Source organism: Cerasicoccus maritimus, assembly GCA_031296935.1.
GTDB lineage: Bacteria > Verrucomicrobiota > Verrucomicrobiia > Opitutales > Cerasicoccaceae > Cerasicoccus > Cerasicoccus maritimus.
This window is the reverse complement of record JAVDPD010000005.1, coordinates 1-16,014: the sequence shown is the minus strand read 5'-3', so window position 1 is coordinate 16,014 and position 16,014 is coordinate 1. Positions and strand designations below refer to the sequence as shown.

Below are 16,014 nucleotides of genomic sequence, written 5' to 3'. Positions count from 1 at the left end.
CTTCCAATTTCACTTTTCTCTTTATTTCACTAGCACATGGGAATATTCCCGAACTATGGGAAAAACTTCAAAGAAACAGTCAAAGCAAGCAAACCATCTCTCACCGCACGTAAAACGACCAACCATTTTTGATCTGGAGCGCCACACTGGTTTTTCCCGAAGCACGATCTCGCGAGCATTCAGCCAAGATGCATCGATTAAGGATGATACGCGGAGTAAAATATTAAAGGCTGCAAACGAAATCGGCTATTCCCTACACCCGGGAGCCCGAATGATCCGCGCTCAGCGCGCCTATCGCTGGGGCCTGTTGCTCCCCCATCTGGAAAATCCTGAGTACGCGCAACTCGTAGAATGCTTTGACGCAGAAGCACGACGTGCAGGCACCCATTTGGTACTCGGATTAACCCATTATGATTCGGAAGTGGAATCAGCATTTCTCCGACACTGGGCTGCTGGTGAAGCCGATGGCGTCATAACTGACGTTGTTTCATGGGAGCAAAACAAACCGTTATTTGAAAACCTTCTTGCCAGGCGCTACCCATTTCTCGTGCTTTATGCCGCGCCTAAAGGACTGCCCGTAATTAAAAAAGATAGCTATGATAGTTTCTGCCTAGGATTAAGGCATTTGCTCGATTTAGGACACAAGCGCATTGCATTTGTCGGACTTGATGAACCTGGTAGTGAGCACTCCAACGCACATCGGGCCTACATCAATACACTCAAAGAATACCAAATTGATTTTGATGAGTCATTGATGGTCAAAGGCCCAAACAACCGCACCGCAGGCATTGATGCCTGGAAGCAATTACAGGCCTTGGGCAAGAACGCGCCCACTGCCATCATGACGTTCAATGATATTATTGCTACGGGCGTCTGGATCGCAGTCCACTCACAAGGCCTGTCAATACCCAAAGATATCTCATTGATTGGCAATGACGACATCCCAGAAGCTCGATTAATGGGCATCACATCTGTCAGTTATGATCGAATCGCTCTGGCAAAACAGGCAATTGGACTACTTGAGCAAATGCGCTCGACCCCCGAAACCAAACCGCAAGAACTCAAAATGAAAACAGAGCTCATCATGCGCGGTTCGATCGGACCACCCAAAAAGTTAGCTCATTAGAGACACATTCAACTAGAGCTTCGTTTTGCTCAAAAAACGAAGCTGGCTGACGGCGCCCATGCCATCAGCCAGCTTCCTGCTGTGTGTGTTTTCTGCTACTCCTATCTTATCCAACTTGGCTAACCGTGCTACTACTACTTAATACACGGCCAGCTTCTGGATAAATGTATCTGCTCCCTGCTCCTGATTGGCTACTGATACGCAACCAATTATTTGCACAACGATGTAAACCCCACCTTTAAGCCGTAGTTAATGAATTATTCGTCATGTCGCGGATGAAGGCGGCTACCGATAATGAAAGCGCGGCTCCGCATAAGCGAATTTGGTTGAGCCCCGCTCAAATCATACATTAGATTAGCCAAGCAATGCCTAAAGCACCCCTATCTCCCATTGGACTCAAGCGCCGTGATTTTCTGAAATTTGGGCCCGCTGCCGCCGCAACTTTCGCCATCGGCACGCAAAACAGCACGACTGCCGCCAGTGATTCCGCCACCACTATGTTTAAAAAACGCCCCAACATTGTCTTTGTTTTTAGCGACGAACACCGCTGGCAAAGCCTCCCCTTTACCGAGATGCCCGAGTGCGTCGCGCCCAACATGACCAAGCTCGCGCAGCAAGGCACACGCTTCGACAACTGCTGCGCGACCGCTCCCGTGTGCACGCCATTTCGCGGCATCCTGATCACCGGGCAGTGGCCACACCAAAGCGGCTACATCAGCAACGACACCGTGCAGCGTACCGACGCCATCGGCGTCAGCTCACCGACCATCGCTCACATGTTTAAGGACGCTGGCTACAAGACAGGCTACGTCGGCAAGTGGCACCTGAAAAACTCGACCTGCCAGCACGCCGGTTTCGACACCTTCAAACACTGGCTCTACGGCGACGAGCATTGGGAAACCGAGGTGCGCGACATCCCGTCGGGCGAGGCGTTTAAGACCGTCACCGGCTACAACGCGATCGGCATGACCGATCAGGCGATCGACTTCGTTAATGAAAACGCGGACGGCGACCAGCCGTTCATGCTCATGCTCTCGCTCAACCCGCCACACTGGCGCTGGGATGACTCGCCCGAGGAGTTTTACAACCTCTACCCGGACGACAACCTGCCCTACCGCCCCAACGTCGAGGACAAACAGAAGCACACGCCCAAACAGCACGAATTTTACCGGCACTACCACGGCCACATCAGCGCGGTTGACCGCGAGCTGGGCCGCATGATGGATGCGCTCGACGCCGCCGGCATTGCCGACGACACCATCCTCATTTACACCAGCGACCACGGCAGCTCCTTCGGCTCTAACGGCGTTTACAACAAGGGCAACCCCTACGACGAGGCCGTGCGCGTGCCGTTCATTGTCCGCTGGCCGGGCAAGGTTTCCGCCGGCGCCATTGCCGACCACAACCTGGGCACCATCGACCTCGTGCCCACGCTTTGCGGGCTTGCGGGCTTCGAGGCCGCCGAGCATTGCGCCGGGCAGGACTTCACCAAGGCCTTCCTCGGCCAACCCGGTGCCCCCGACCCGGAATCGCAGTTTTTGGCCATCAATAATTTCAAGCGCAACTACTACCGCTCGCGCCTCATGGACAACGAACGCACGGCGTTTAACCCCTTCCGCGCCGTCCGTGGCAAGCGCTACACCTTCGCCGTGGACCGCTTTGGCGACTGGTTCCTTTACGACAACAAAGCCGACCCGTTCCAGCTCAAGAACCTCGCCGACGACCCCGCCTACGCGAAGGTGCGCGACCAGATGGCTGCTGAGCTCGACGCCTGGCTTGCCAAAGCCGAAGATCCGTTTATCGACGAAGCCTGGCGCGGTAAAGACCACGGCGAGCGCATCCGTATGCAAAACGAATATTACTCGCTGGAGGACTCCTTCGGCCAGTGGGAGCAGCTGAAAAATGACGCCCTCGCACCCTACCTCGCCCAGGCCAACGCCGAGCAAACCACCAAGCTCGAAGCACTCGGCAACGAGATTTTCGACCTGTCCTGGTTCGGCCAATGGAAGGCGCTCGATTACGAGTTAACCGCCAAACGCCGTGGCACAGACCTGACCGAAACCCAACTACTAGCCAAGCAAGCCGAGTTCACTGAGCAAACCCAAACCCGCCTCGCCGCCGGAGCCTCCAAGATCCTTGGCTAGCGCAGCGGCGATTCTAGGGCAAAATCCGGATAAAAGGCCAGAGCCACTGCCCCACCGAGCCAACTGAGCCAATTCTGTAAAGCCTACTCGGTTGTTTCCTAAAAGCCTACCCGGTTGTTTTTGAAAAGCCTTAGTAGGAAACTCGAAAAAGCCTACTCGGTTGTTTGAGCAACAACCGCACGGTTATTGAGTCAACACAGCCTCGGTTCTTGCTCTAATAACCGCACTGTTCTTTCCGAGAAACCTATGCGGTTGTTTTTGAAAACACAGGGGTGGGTTTTTGGGCGTTAATGTGTTGTCAACCGCCCCCTCTAGCAGCAATAACACCCACAATCAGATATCATCTCTTATTTCCAATCCTTGACGAGAATAGATGAATGCCAATATACGTAGCAGGAACTCTTGAATCCCTATGCCTAGAAAAACTTCAAACTTCATACAAGATGACTATCGGAAGGCGTTTTTCCCCTTAGAGAGCAACATCTTTTATGGAGTGCACGGTGCTGTCCAATTAACAAACTTCATCAATACAGAGATCTTCAAGAGCACCGGTCAAGGACTAGCGTTCCTAAGATCTCCTGTGGCATTCGCATTAAAAGACAAGCTTCATATAAGAAGAGTAATCCAGCTAGATCCAATTAGCAATTACTTCCTATATGACTTCGTCAACAACAACAGAAATCACTTCTCCTCACAGCAGTTACCAAACAGATTTTTCTATGGCTACACCTTTTCGAATGGATCGCCAGTACCATCATTTTCTTCATACCATGATTTTAGACGGAAAAAGTATGAACTGAAGGACAGCTATGAATACTTCATCAAGGTTGATATCTCCAATTGCTTCAATTCTTTCTACCATCACGACATCACAAGCTTTTTCAAAGGAAAACTAGGCGTTACCGAGGGCAATAAATTAGGTAAGTTCTTACGAGAAATAAACGGAGGAGAATCAATAAACTTTTTCCCACAAGGTGTCTTCCCTGCGAAAGCCCTTGGCAATCAGTTTCTGACTTTTATAGATCGAAGCAGAGAATTTCGGTCAGAAGTAATACTTAGATTCTTGGATGATATCTACTTTTTCTCTGACAATCTAAATACTCTCGAAAAAGACATTTTCACTTTACAGCACTTATTAGCAAATAAGAACCTTTTTTTAAACTCACAGAAGACAAAGATTGGCTCTAAAGAATCTGATTTCGACGAAAAGAAATTAGACGACATAAAGATACAGCTCCTACAAAAGCGAGAACTAGGAGAAGACTCCGATGAAAATGAAGAGTTCTCTGAAGATGAAGAAGAGGAAGATCAGGAAAAGCTAACAGCAGAAGAAAAAGAGTATCTCATAAGCTTGTCAAACGACCCTAAAGTAGAAGAAGAAGATGTCGAATTAGCACTTTCCTTACTAAAGGAGGACCCTGAATCAATCCCTGCCCTAGCAGAGAAAGTAGTAGCTGAGTTCCCCAATTTAGCCAAAAACCTATACAGGGTATTCGAACGCATTCCGGTTCCAGAAGACTATATCCATCTCTTTCGAGACAAATTAAAGGAACCAGAAATACATCAATTTGAACTGTTTTGGTTAACCAAAACAGTTCAAACCTACTTCACATGGAACAGCAAAAAAGCTGACCTACTTATTGACATCTACAACCACCCGAGTGCCACAAATGTGGTAAGGGCAAAGATTGTGGAAGACGAAGAGCTAGGTTACGGTTTCCAAGATTTAAAAGAAAATTGCATTAAAAACGGGGACGCTTCGTTGGAAGTATTTTCATCAATCTCAGGCCTGAAGAGTATGGAAAAGGGCAGAAGAAATCAAATGCTTAAATATGCTGCTCATCAAGGTCCTATGCACAAAATACTCTGTGGAATCTGCTCTAGCCAATAAGATGTCCCCACCCCGCGTGATAAAAAATATTGGAACCGGAAGTGATAGCATATTTCATAATCTGAAAACCGCCGCTTCCTGATCTGATGTTTCGACAACCCGAATGGTTCTTCCTGCTGCCCGTGCTTGTATTTCTGGGATGGTATGCGCGTGGGCTGAAACTTTGGCGGCCGCTGCGGGCGATCTGTCTCGTGCTGGCGACCGTCTTCCTTGCCGATCCGCAGTGGAGGCTGCTCAAGCCCGGGCTCGACCTGTGGGTGCTCGTTGACCAGTCGGACTCCGCGCAGGACGTCCTCGGGCCGCGCCTGACTGAGTGGGAGGCGCTCGTTCGCGACAGCCGCGGGCCGGACGACACCTTGCACTTCGTGGACTTCGCGCGCGGGGCGACCGAGCGCACGTCCAATATCGCCCGCTTCGAGGATTCTTTTGACCAAACCAACCTCGCCACCGCGCTGCGCCTGGCCGAGGCCCGCCGCGCCAGCGACCGCGCCGCCCGCGTGCTCGTGCTCAGCGACGGCTACAGCACCGAGCCGCTCACCGACGCCGCCAAGAGCCTGCAAGATGCCGGCGTACCCGTCGACTACCGCCTCGCCGTTTACGACGCCACGGCGGACTTCCAAGTCGAGCGCCTGGAGATGCCCAACCGCATGCTCACGGCCGAGCCGTTTTTGATCGAGCTCGTGGTCACCGGCCCGGTGGGCGGGGCGACGGATTACCGCATCGAGCGCGATGGCCAAACCGTGGCTAAAGGCGTCGTCAGCACCGAGGAAGGCCGTGGGCGCATTCGCCTGAAAGACCGCATTTCCACGCCCGGCACCTTCCGCTACACGGCCATCCTCAGCAACACGCAGGACCCCCGCCCCGGCAACAACACCGCCGAGCGCTGGATCGAGATTGCCGGCGGCCGCCACATCATACTCGTCACGCGCTACCCGAACGACCCCGTCGCCCAGACGCTGCGGCGGCTCGGCTTCCAGGTCCACGTAATCGACAACCCGCGCAACTTCCACGAAGGCCAGCTGACCAATGCGCAGGCCGTGATTTTTAACGACGTCCCCGCCTACGAGCTGCCTGGCGAAACGCTCAAGGCCATCGACTTTTACGTGCGCGCGCAGGGTGGCGGCTTCGTCATGCTGGGCGGCAAGTTCAGCTTTGGCTCGGGCGGTTATTTTGAGTCGCCGCTCGACGAGATCCTACCCGTGAGCATGGAGCTGAAGGACGAGCACCGGAAGCTCGCCGTAGCCATGGCCGTGGTGGTCGACCGCTCCGGCAGCATGGGCGCCACCGTCCCCGGCGGCATGACCAAGATGGACCTCGCCAACTCCGGCGTCGCCGAGGCCGCGCGCCTCTTGGGCCCGAGCGATATGCTCACGGTGTTCGCCGTCGACAGCGAGCCCCACGTCGTCGTGCCGCTAACCATGGTCGGGCCGAACCTGGCGACGATCGAACAACGCGTGCGCAGCATCCAAAGCATGGGCGGCGGCATCTTCGTCTACACCGGGCTCAAGGCCGCGTGGAACGAGCTGCAAAAGGCCAGCGTCGGCCAAAAGCACATCATTCTCTTTTCCGATGCGGCGGACTCCGAGGAGCCCGGCCAATACAAATCCCTGCTCGCGGAGATGGTCAACGAGGGCGCCACGGTCAGCGTGATCGGCATGGGCACACCCAGCGACTCCGACGCCGCGTTTATCGAAGACGTCGCCAAGCGAGGTAATGGCCGTATCTTCTTCAACGCCGACCCCGCGAGCCTGCCCGCCGTCTTCGCGCAGGAAACCGTGGCCGTCGCGCGCTCGGCGTTTATCGAGGAAGCCATCGGCGTCGAGCCGACCGCCGGCTGGTTGCAGATCGCCGCGAGCACGCTCGACTGGCCTGCGCATTTCGACGGCTACAACCTGAGTTATTTGAAAGACGGCGCGACCGCTGCCGCCCTCACCCGCGACGAATATCAAGCGCCGCTGCTCGCGTTTTGGAATCGCGGCTCGGGCCGCTCGGCGGCAGTGTCCTTTGCGGCCGCGGGCAAGTTCAGCGAGGCCACGCGTAACTGGCCGGCCTACGGCGACTTCATGCAAACGCTAACCCGCTGGCTGATCGGCGACGACCTGCCCAAGGGCCTCGGCCTTTCGACCAATTTACAGGGCAACGAGCTGACGCTGGATTTCTTCTACGACGACACGCATGCGGACCTGCCCGAAGGCGGCATGCCCACCCTGCTCTACACTGCGCAAGGCGTCGACGCCGCGCAGACCGCCACCTGGGAGCGCATCGAGCCCGGCCTCTTTCGCGCCAAGCTCACGCTCGACTACGGGCAGTCGTATCGCGGCGCGGTGCAAGTCGGGGAGCACGCCATGCCCTTCGGGCCCATCATTGCGGGCGAGAACATCGAGTGGCAGATCAACCCCACCGCTCTGGACGACCTCAAGCAGCTCAGCGCGCGCACCGGCGGCGAAGAGCGCGTGAACCTTGCCGAGGCCTGGACCTCTCCCGACACCGACGCCAAACAAAGCCTGCGCCTGTGGGTGCTGTTCGCCTTGGCGCCCTTGTTCCTGCTGGAGGTTGCGCAATCGCGCCTCGGCTTCTGGCCCAAGCTCAACGCCGACGAACTCTTCGCGCACAAGCAGGCGGGGTGATGAGATGGCGCAGTTTTTGAACAGAAGTTAGCAAAGAAAGCAAAGCCATCAGCATGGGAAATTGGTTAACTTCTGTTCAAAAATACGCCTGCCTCAAACAGCTCAGATGCAACGGGACGTTGCCCCTTGGTTGACATGCCTCAAGCTGGAATCCATTGTCCTCATTCCACATTCCGACCTCCGTATTCCGCATTCCGCAATCCGCATTCCCAAAAACCTTCCCCCATATGAAAAAGCTCAAACGCAAACTACGCTACGGTATGATCGGTGGTGGCCGCGACGCCTTTATTGGCGCGGTGCACCGCATGGCTGCGAACCTCGACGGCCAGATGGAGCTCGTTGCCGGTTGCTTCTCCAGTGATCCCGAACGCTCCCTGCTCTCTGGCCAGGACCTGTATATTGACCCCGCCCGCGTCTATGCCTCCTACGAAGAGATGGCCAAGATCGAAGCCGCCAAGCCCGCCGAAGAGCGCCTGGACTTCGTATCGATCGTCACCCCAAATTTCATGCATTTCCCCGTCGCGAAGTGCTTCCTGCAGGCCGGCTTCAATGTGATTTGCGACAAGCCAATGACCTTCGATCTCAAGGAGGCCAAGGCGCTCAAGAAGATCGTTGCCAAGTCGGGCAAGGTATTTGCCCTCACGCACAACTACACCGGCTACCCAATGGTCAAGGAAGCCCGCGACATGGTGAAAAAGGGCAAGCTCGGCGACATCCTGAAAATCGTCGCCGAATACCCGCAGGACTGGCTCCTCTCCGCCCTCGAAGCCGACGACCAAAAGCAGGCCGCCTGGCGGACCGACCCCAAGCGCGCTGGCGCCAGCTGTGCCGTGGGCGACATCGGCACCCACGCCGAAAACCTCGCGCACTACATCACCGGGCTCGAGATCGACGCCATCATGGCTGAGTTTACGAGCTTTGTCCCCGGGCGCACACTTGAGGACGACGGCAACATGCTCCTCCGCTACAAGGGCGGCGCCAAGGGCGTGCTCTACGCTTCCCAGATTTCCGCCGGCGAGGAAAACGCGCTCAGCATCCGCGTATACGGCACGAAGGCCTCGATCGAGTGGCATCAGGAAAACCCGACCGACCTCATCGTCAAGTATCCCGGCAAGCCCCGCGAGGTGCTCAAGCGCGGCCAGGGCTATCTCTCCAAGGCAGCACAAAATGCCTGCCGCACGCCCCCCGGCCACCCGGAGGCGTTCCTCGAAGCCTTTGCGAACATTTACCGCGCCGCCAGCGAAGCCATTGCCGACGAAGTCCTCGGCAAGTATCCCCGCAAGAGCGGCTACGACATCGTCACCGTGGACGACGGCCTCTACGGCATGGCCTTCATTGACACCTGCGTGAAATCCGCCCAAGCCAACAAGTGGATCAAATTCCCGAAGCTGTAACCAATGGTCAATTCTCGGGTTTCAATGATCTAATTCCTAAGGTAGGGCGCAGTCTCCAGACAAGCCGCCACGCCGTGCAGGCCAGTAGCAAAAAGAGCGAAACTACTCCAACTGCGGCTTGTCTAGAGACTGCGCCCTACCATTTTTTCCCATGCGCCGCATCGCAACATTGCTGCTCACGCTGATCCCGCTCGCCCTTTGCGCGCAGGACGACGCTGTAGAGCCCGAAAACCTCGACGCCACACCCCGCTTCGTCTTCGAGGGCGACGTGGACTACGTCGACCCAGTGCTACGCGCAGACATCGGCCCGCCGAGAGTGCTATCGGGGACGATGAAATTAGGAAACGTATCAATTGGCGGAGGACTTTCCGACGCGGAATTCACCCTCGATAGAAATTATGTCATCTCAGATCAGGGCTTTCTCGCGAGCGAACTACTACGAGAAGGACCACATACCATTCTATTTAACGGTGACGAAAAGGAGAAAGATGACAAAATCATCTTCCGAATACCTTTCGATAGCGAGGGGCTTAAATGTGGCTACCAAGCAGCTCTTTTGATCATCGAGTTGTTCGATGGCGATGGCGACATGATCAGTGAGGATCAGGTTGTGAGAACGGTGCCGAGCTTTGAAGAAGCCACTTTCGCGCTATTCTACGTCAATCCCGAAACCGGCGAAGAGGCCAAAGCTACCGGCACGATAACCATGTTCGCCAACCTCGATGCCGACGTGACCGCAGAAGAGGATTACCAGCAGCTCGAAGCGCTGATCCTTGAGCTCGATACTCTGCTTGAGGCCAAGCAAGCAGAAGCCGCCGAGCTACAAAAACTACTCGACACCCAGGCGGCCGAGCTCAAGCGCCGCGACGCGATCATTGCCGAATTTCAGGCCAACCAAAAGAAACTCATCGCTGAAAACGAGCAGCTTCGCTCCGGCGAAGAATTCAAGCGCATGCAGGAGTCCAACGCCGAGCTGCGCGCGCAGTTGGCAAACACTCAGGGTGCCCGCGAGTTCTCCGCGGCTTCCGTTGCCCAAATGAGTGTCCGCCAGCAAATGCTCGCCGAGGACAATGCCGAGCTGGCCGAGAGCAATGCCGCGCTCCGCAAGCAATTAGCCGACACCCTGGCCGAAGTCAGCAACCTGCGCGGCCGCCAAGAGCTGCTCACCCGCCAGGGCGAAAAGCAATTCGAGTATGATCTCCCACCACTGCCCGAAACCGCGGAAGCCAAGCAGCAGAATTTACCGCTGGCCTCGGTCAGCAATTCGAAGGCCGCCAGCACTACGGCTTCCCGCGAAACGCCTCCCCCGCCCCCCGCCCAAATGACTCTTCAGGAAATGGCGCTGGCCGCAGCCCAGCAAGCTGATGCGGATTCATCCGACGAGCCCGGGGAGGCAGCAACCGCGCGTCAGGATAAGATTCCACCAGGCCAAGTTTCCGATGACCTGAAACCAACCGCTGTCGTCAATCCCGATGAGGCGAAGGGCACCTGGAGCTTTGCGCTGCCAATGGTCGCGGCAACGCCGAATGAGTCGGCAGCCGCTGCTCCTGCCCCCAAGGCGGAGCCTGCGCGAGAAGAAGAATCCAGCAGTCGAATTGAACGTCGCGGCCCGCGCCGTTAGAGATAACATGAAGTTGCCGGGCCCAGCACTTGCTCAACCCGGCAACTTCATGTTATCTCTCGCTTTGGTAATTAGATGTTCGCCTTTTCCTCGGCCGCGGCAAGCTTGGCCTGCTTACGTTCGTGCTTGGCTTGTAGATGCTCATCGCGGTCGATACTTTCTTGCAGGAGCCACGCAGCCAGCCCACCGATGGCCGCAAAGATCGGCAACATCGCCATCGCACGACGGTAGGCATCGACCGAGTAATGGCCGTTAGCCCCAAGCTGCTCCGTGCCCACCGACCAGTCGAGCACCACACCGAACAACGCCATGCCCAAGCCGCCGAGCAGCATGACCATCATGTTGGTCACGGCAATGGACGTGCCGCTGTATTCGCGCGGGTTGTGCTCCACGGCGACTACGAAGCCGATCACCTGCGGGCAGGAAACGAGGCCGATGACCAGCATCAGCGCATAGACGCTCCACATGCTCATCGAGGTGAAAATGAGCAACAGGCCGGTCCCGGCAACCGTCAGCGCGGAAGACGCCCCAAGTAGCAAGCGCCGGTGCCCGAGGTGCTCCGAGAGCCAGCCCACCGCAGGGCCGCCGATCAACCAACCCACGTAAAGCATCGACACCGCTCCCGAAGCCGCGACCTTGCTTTCACCCGTGAGCGACATGATATATTGCACGCCCCACAGTGCGCCAATGACCGACAGCGGCATGTAGAGCGCCGAGGTAACGATGCTGGTGAGCCACGTTTGCGGGTTGAGCACGACGATCTTCAGGCCATGCAATGCGCCCTTCTTTTTCACCTTCGGCTTAGCCTCCTTGTGCGGAGGATGATGCGGCACGATGACGAAGATTAAGATCATCACGAACAGACCAAAAAAGCCGGCGTCCTTCATCGTGATCCGCCAGCCAAAGTCGTTCACCACTTCGGCAATGCCAGCGTTGCCCACAATGGCGCCCAGCATGCCGAGTGAAGTCGTCAGACCGGACAACAACGCCAGACGGTGACGCGGGAACCACTCGGCCGCCAAATACATCGTGCCGACAAAGGCGAAGGCCGAGCCAAATCCCTGGCAAAGACGTGCCAGACCGAGCATGATATCGCTATGGCCGGACATCACCATAATGCAGCCGATCGCGCACAGGAAGCAGGCCGGCACGAGGATAGTTTTAGCACTAAAGCGGTCAAGCGCCGGCCCGACGACTAGCTGCATCGGCGCGTAAATATAGAAGTAAACGCCCAACACGCCCCCCAAGGCACCTGCAGTTAAATGAAAGGATGCTTGCAGCTCCGCCTCCATCACCGATGGCGCCACCCGCACAAAAAATTCGTAGAGGTAGAATAGCGCCGCCGTACCCCAAACCAACCACGCCCGCAGTCCGCCCGGGCCTTCTACCTGACTCTCATCGCTTGAAAAACCACCCATTTTCTGAAGGCTAACACCTATGCGCGAAGTCGCGAGCTAAGAAGAAGCTTTTCAGCAGAAAACTGTCCACCAAAGTCTACTTCTACTGATGACCTAGAGGCCGACAATGTTGAAGAGCACAGCGAAAATTGCGTCGGCGATAATGATCAGCGTGATGCCCGTAACAACCGCTGAGGTCGTCGCCTGCCCAACAGCCGCCGAGCTGCTACCACATTGCATACCACGCATACAGCCAGCGCCGGCCACTATCACGCCGATGACGACTGACTTGATGATGCCCGTGGAGAAATTCGCGAGATCAATCGCCCCAACAGTGCGGTTGATGAATTGCGACACCGTAACGTCCAACATGCTCGTGCCAATGATCAAGCCACCCAGAATACCAATCAAGTCCGCAAAAAGCACGAGCATCGGCATCATGCAGCACAGGGCCAACATTCGCGGCAGGACCAGGAAATCCATCGGCGAAAGGCCGAGGGTTTTGAGGGCGTCAATTTCCTCGGATACCTTCATGCTGCCGAGTGACGCCGCAAATGCCGCGCCCGTGCGACCACACATGATGATGCCCGTCATGATGGCGCCCATTTCGCGGACCATCGCCAAGCCCACCAAGTCGGCCACGTAGATATCCGCACCGAATTTCTGGAGCTGGACCGCACCGACGAAGGCCAGAATCACGCCGACCAGAAAATTAATTAGCAATACAATCGGCAGCGCTTCAGCTCCGGTTTGCTGCATGACCACCCAGAGATCCACCCAACGAAAACGGGCCTTCCCTCGCAGAAAGCGCAGGAACGAGAGCATGGACTCACCGATAAATTCAGTAGTCTCCATGATCTCTCCGCCAAAGGCGATTGTGGCGTTGCCTAGCCTGGTCAGGAAAGATTCACGCTTCGCATCCCGGCCCGTGCCTTCTTTTTTTGGCACTGCGGTGGCCAGCTTTAAAAGGCCCTCAGCGCCATCAGGCAAACCCGACAGATCGAGCTCGGTCTTGGTCAACTTCGCCAGATCGCCCACCTTCTGGAGGAAGGTCATCAGCGCGGTGTCCCAGCCAGATACCTGGCTGGATTCAAACGCCAGCTTCGCTGGCGGTTTACCTTCGGAGAAACAGCTTTCGACTTCTGAGAAATCGGGGATCTTCGAACCAAACTTCCACTCGCCAGCCAACGCCAAAACCAGGGCGCCTGCTTCGCGTCGTAAATCCAAAGTAGCTGTAGCCTGACTTTCAGCCATGTTCCCAGCTGATCTTGTTGGTAACGCGGCATTTGCCAATCTCTTTTGTCCGTTTAGGGCAAAATACAATTTGCGGACAAAAAATCCCGCTGGCGATATACCAGCGGGATTCGTTTAAACTAATGCTTGGTCTAAGGTAGGCCTTAGATAGCGCCTTCGCCCTTTTCGTCGGTGCGGATGCGAACGGATTCTTCGATCGGAATGACGAAGATCTTGCCATCACCAATTTTGCCGGTCTTGGCAGCCTTGGCGATGGTTTCAACCGTCTTTTCAGCGATGTCCGACGGTACAGCGATGTCGACCATGACCTTCGGGAGGAAGTCCACGGTGTATTCGCTGCCGCGATAGATCTCGGTGTGGCCCTTTTGGCGACCGAAACCCTTAACCTCGGTGACGGTCATGCCTTCGATGCCGATTTCCGAGAGCGCTTCCTTCACTTCTTCAAGTTTGAAGGGCTTGATAATGGCTTTTACGAGTTTCATAACTAATTCGTATTGTAGATTATTCAGTTATTGGCTGTTGAATCAAGTAGAGACTCAAACCATTACTTGATGTCGGGAGCAAACTGCGGGTATGCTTCCTGGCCGTGCTCGCCAATGTCGAGACCTTCGGCTTCTTCCTCTTCGCTGACACGAATGCCAATGGTAGCCTTGATGATACCAAAGACGATGAAGGAGAAGATCAGAGCGAAGACAGAGATCGAGATGGTGCCGATGAACTGCCAAGCGATGCTCGCGCCGCCCCAGATACCAACTACGATCGTACCGAAGTTACCGCAGATACCGTGAACAGAGATAGCGCCAACCGGGTCGTCGATCTTGAGCTTGTCGAAAAAGAGAACCGAGAAAACGCAGATAATACCAGCCAACAGGCCTACGATGATGGACCAGAACGGCGAGATTGCGTCAGCGCCAGCGGTGATGCCAACGAGGCCAGCCAAGATACCATTAAGAGCCATGGAAAGGTCCGGTTTTTTCAGCACAATCCAAGAAGTGAACATGGCGCCAAGACCACCTGCGCAAGCTGCAAGAGCTGTGGTGCAGAATACGAGAGACACTAGATAAGGGTCAGCATTCAGAACAGAACCACCATTGAAACCAAACCAGCCGAGGAACAGCAGGAAGACACCAATGGTTGCAAGGGGCATGGAGTGGCCGAGGATCGGCTTGATTTTACCGTTTTCAAGGTATTTGCCCTTACGAGCACCGAGCAGAATGGCGCAAGCGAGCGCGGCATATCCACCGAAGGCGTGAACCAGCGAGGAACCAGCGAAGTCATAGAAGCCGTTCTCGGAGAGCCAGCCACCACCCCACTGCCAGGAGCCAGTGATCGGGTATGCAAACATTACGAGTAAAGTAGCAAAAATCATGAAGCTGGAGAGCTTCACGCGCTCAGCAACGGCACCGGAAACGATTGTTGCGGCAGTTGCAGCAAACATTGCCTGGAAGATGAAATCGGTGTACCAAGTGTAATCAGCATACTCGGATGACATGAGTTCCATAGTTGGATCCACGTCAAACCAGCTACCCATGGCAAAGAAGCCGCCAATGGTCCATGCATCCCCTGGATACATTGCGTTAAAGCCCCAAATAGCATAAGTAAGCGTGCCCATGCAGATGATAAACACGTTCTTAAACAAGATGTTAACCGTGTTTTTGCTCTGCGTTAAGCCAGCCTCAAGCGTCGAGAAGCCTAGGTGCATTGTAAACACCAAAGCTGCCGAGATGAGAAGCCAGAGATTACTGATGGTGAAGAAGCTAGCGCCTTGTGCTTCCATGAAGAGAGCATATGCATCATCGAAAGATGCGGGTGCTTCTTCGGTCACTGAAGCGACAACTTCTTCTACCACTTCATCCTGCGCAAAAGCGCCGGACACACCAAAGAAGGAGAGTCCGAGCATAAGCATCAGGAATTTCAGGAGTCTGAGTTTCATGATCATAGTATAGTTTGTTGGATTGAGAATTTTTCCGTGGAATAACCGGAGTTTTCTGAGAGGCGCCTTCAAGAGCACCCATCATGCCAATTTATGCCCCCCATAGATGGGATAATCCTCAAAAACGACCTGCCAGTCGCATAAAACCTATGAACCAAACTGGTGCATTTGGATGAAAATATTTCATCCAAAGTCTAGGCATTGGTTAAAAATACACGTATCTCTCGTATCATTTGTGCAACAATAGCGAGGATTTCTACAATAATTGCCATTTTTTCACCTCGTAACCATGAAACTGAGGGCTACTCCTTGGGCACCAAGTGCATAATTTTAACCACACAGACTCATTGTATTTACCTAGGGCACTTACCTACACGCCAAGCATCTCAATTCAGGACACTTCGCTTAACCTCCCATGAGCGAGACGAGAGCGATTATGATTTTGAGCGGCGTTACGCAGTTAGAGACAGGGCTTACTGCCCAGCCATCAAACTGAGCGCCTTAACTGCCTTTTAATGAGTTGCGCAATCTCGCCTTATTCGAAGGTAGTCCTAGCAGCCCGTCGGATTTGATGGCCTAGCTTTGCTGAAGTTGATTTGCTGTTTTGATGGATTTTGTGATAGTAGA

The 16,014-nt window shown here is 55.0% G+C and carries 10 protein-coding genes; 6 read left to right on the top strand and 4 right to left on the bottom strand.

All coding sequences use genetic code 11. The features are described from left to right. Positions 1-55 precede the first annotated feature (55 nt). The 6 genes from RBB62_RS04435 to RBB62_RS04410 all read left to right on the top strand — a co-directional run bounded on the left by RBB62_RS04435 (position 56) and on the right by RBB62_RS04410 (position 10,803). The gene (locus RBB62_RS04435) at positions 56-1,126 is read left to right on the top strand and encodes a LacI family DNA-binding transcriptional regulator (protein ID WP_309397452.1); all 1,071 of its coding nucleotides are present in this window, start codon (positions 56-58) and stop codon (positions 1,124-1,126) included. Positions 1,127-1,491: 365 nt separating this feature from the next. Then, positions 1,492-3,270, top strand: coding sequence for a sulfatase family protein (locus RBB62_RS04430; RefSeq protein ID WP_309397450.1), 1,779 nt, complete (start codon positions 1,492-1,494; stop codon positions 3,268-3,270). Between the two features lie 412 nt (positions 3,271-3,682). Then, entirely contained in the window at positions 3,683-5,161 is a 1,479-nt protein-coding gene (locus RBB62_RS04425) for a reverse transcriptase domain-containing protein (protein ID WP_309397448.1), read from the top strand. Between the two features lie 86 nt (positions 5,162-5,247). Next, positions 5,248-7,788, top strand: a complete 2,541-nt coding sequence (locus RBB62_RS04420) for a VWA domain-containing protein (RefSeq protein ID WP_309397446.1) — start codon at positions 5,248-5,250, stop codon at positions 7,786-7,788. A gap of 227 nt (positions 7,789-8,015) precedes the next feature. Further along, entirely contained in the window at positions 8,016-9,182 is a 1,167-nt protein-coding gene (locus tag RBB62_RS04415) for a Gfo/Idh/MocA family protein (RefSeq protein WP_309397444.1), read from the top strand. 151 nt (positions 9,183-9,333) lie between these two features. Further along, positions 9,334-10,803 carry a hypothetical protein gene (locus tag RBB62_RS04410; RefSeq protein ID WP_309397442.1) on the top strand — a complete coding sequence of 490 codons (1,470 nt, stop codon included), beginning with the start codon at positions 9,334-9,336 and terminating at the stop codon, positions 10,801-10,803. A 71-nt stretch (positions 10,804-10,874) separates the two neighbouring features. Here RBB62_RS04410 and RBB62_RS04405 read toward each other — a convergent pair whose 3' ends face one another. The 4 genes from RBB62_RS04405 to RBB62_RS04390 form a co-directional block, all read right to left on the bottom strand. Next, on the bottom strand, positions 10,875-12,221 hold the full coding sequence (locus RBB62_RS04405; protein WP_309397440.1) for an MFS transporter: 1,347 nt from the start codon (positions 12,219-12,221) through the stop codon (positions 10,875-10,877). 93 nt (positions 12,222-12,314) lie between these two features. Further along, positions 12,315-13,454, bottom strand: a complete 1,140-nt coding sequence (locus RBB62_RS04400; RefSeq protein WP_309397438.1) for an MlaE family ABC transporter permease — start codon at positions 13,452-13,454, stop codon at positions 12,315-12,317. Positions 13,455-13,597: 143 nt separating this feature from the next. Continuing rightward, positions 13,598-13,936, bottom strand: coding sequence for a P-II family nitrogen regulator (locus RBB62_RS04395; protein WP_309381142.1), 339 nt, complete (start codon positions 13,934-13,936; stop codon positions 13,598-13,600). Between the two features lie 62 nt (positions 13,937-13,998). Continuing rightward, on the bottom strand, positions 13,999-15,393 hold the full coding sequence (locus RBB62_RS04390; RefSeq protein WP_343219066.1) for an ammonium transporter: 1,395 nt from the start codon (positions 15,391-15,393) through the stop codon (positions 13,999-14,001). Between the last annotated feature and the right edge of the window lie 621 nt (positions 15,394-16,014).